Annotated in this window: 1 protein-coding gene; it reads right to left on the reverse strand. The window is 21.9% G+C overall.

Annotated features, from left to right (window positions below):
• Window positions 1–1,893 (reverse strand): hypothetical protein (locus KGF50_RS21290; protein WP_413926855.1); only part of this gene is annotated, 1,893 nt, incomplete at its 3' end.
• Window positions 1,894–1,995 lie beyond the last annotated feature (102 nt).

Genomic DNA, 1,995 nt, shown 5'->3' on the forward strand with positions numbered 1-1,995 from the left:
AAATAAACATAATATTTTTTCCTCTACATCTCCTATATCTTGATTATTTTCAAGTCTATCTGAGTAAATTACTCTAGCCAAAAACTTAGAAATACCATATTTATTTATCTTAAAATCTTCTATACTTGAAATTTTATTTATACTCCCTGAGTAGTCTATTTTATATGTTTCATCATCAAAACTCTCTATCACATGACTTTTTTCAGGTAAAAAATTAAACGCACTTGCATTACGTAAAATTTCTTTTTTAAAATTATTGATAAGAGCTTTACTACCATCTGATTTAAAATAATAAACCTTTACTTTAGCTTCTTGAATACATAAATATGCTTTATGTTTATTCTCAAATCTAAGATTATCCTTGTAAAATCTGCTTATTAGATATACTCTTTTAATTTTATCATTATCGAGATCTGCATTTAAAAGTATTTCTTTAGTTATTTTATTGATTATATCTTGATATCTTTTATCTTTATAAATATTATTTAAATTGTCCATTAATATTTGAATTTTGCTGTCTTTAGAAGACCAGTCTTCATAAATTAATTCATCATCGTTTAATATACTTTGAACTTTATTTATTAACTTATTAACATCTCCTTTATTTAGTCTATTTTGAATTTCACTTGTTCCACTATTAAAAAGTTCATCTATTTCTTTCATAGCTTCATTAAATTCTTCAGGTATATATTTTCTCAATAATTTTTTAATATTTTGTTTAAATTCAATATCTTCTCTAGGCAAATTATTGAATAAAATTTTTACATTTTCAAAGTTACATGAGTTATCTAACCTAATAATAGAATTATCTTTATCCTTATTATTTTTTTGTAGAGCGTATGTTAGTATATTTCTTTCGCAGAATTTTTCATGTAAAACTTTTTTGTAGTTATTAAACTCATCTACTTTTATATGCATCGGTGTTGGAATTATCATAATAATATCATCTATATATCTTCCATAGTATATTGGATTTAGGTTACACACAATATCCTTGTCTAGATCTTTTAAATACCAATTTGCAATTATATTTGAAGGCATAAAACCAATTGGAATTATATTTCTTACACTTTTATCATTTAAATCTTTGTTAAATATTTTATTTGAATAATTAATAAAGATTTTTTCTATAACTTTATTGACTTTTAATTTTAAATCTAGCATAGTTAAAATTTTATCGCTATCAATTTCTTTATCTATATCTGTATCTATATCTTTATATTTAAACAAATCATTTTTTAATTTTTTGAAATCAACATTGGCTGAATAATAATAATCTTTTATATCCAAATTAATCATAAGACATCTTTTATTATCATCCATAATATTTTCAACTTTTTTAATACCTCTATCTCTCCACATTTGATATTGATTATAATATGGCTTGAATAGCTTAATATTATTGAGTTCAAATTTATCATCTAACTTGTTTCCATAAGTATATTGTTCATATTCATTTTCTAACTGTTTTCCAAACAATAAAATCCAAAATACTCCTATAATATGTAATTCTATATTTATATCAATATAGTATGTAGTTTGATTTAAATAATAGCTATTATTAGATACAAAGTTTTTTATATCATTTTTAGATGCCTTATAATCTGATTTTACCCTCTTAGGTAAGCATCTAATATTTGCATTATAATCTAAGTTATTAATTAGTAAGTCATCTGCTAGTTTGTCTAGCTTATTTTCTAATTCATCTATATCACCTTTCTCATATAAAGCTATCGATTTCCTTATAAAAAGATTCGTATTGTCATTGTATATATATGCCTTAAGCTTTTTGTAACATATTCTTATTACCTGCTTTAAATCTTTTATGTCTATAATATCTTTATCTAATTTTTTTATAAATTCATTTAAATTTATATACTGATCTTCTTGCATTCAATTTCCTCCATATATTTTATTTATAAATTTTACCATTTTTTTACTTTGATGTCATTTATTTTGATAAGCTAACTTTTTGAAGAATATCTAGTATACTTA

Source organism: Clostridioides sp. ZZV15-6598 (genome assembly GCF_020657705.1).
Lineage (GTDB): Bacteria > Bacillota > Clostridia > Peptostreptococcales > Peptostreptococcaceae > Clostridioides > Clostridioides difficile_F.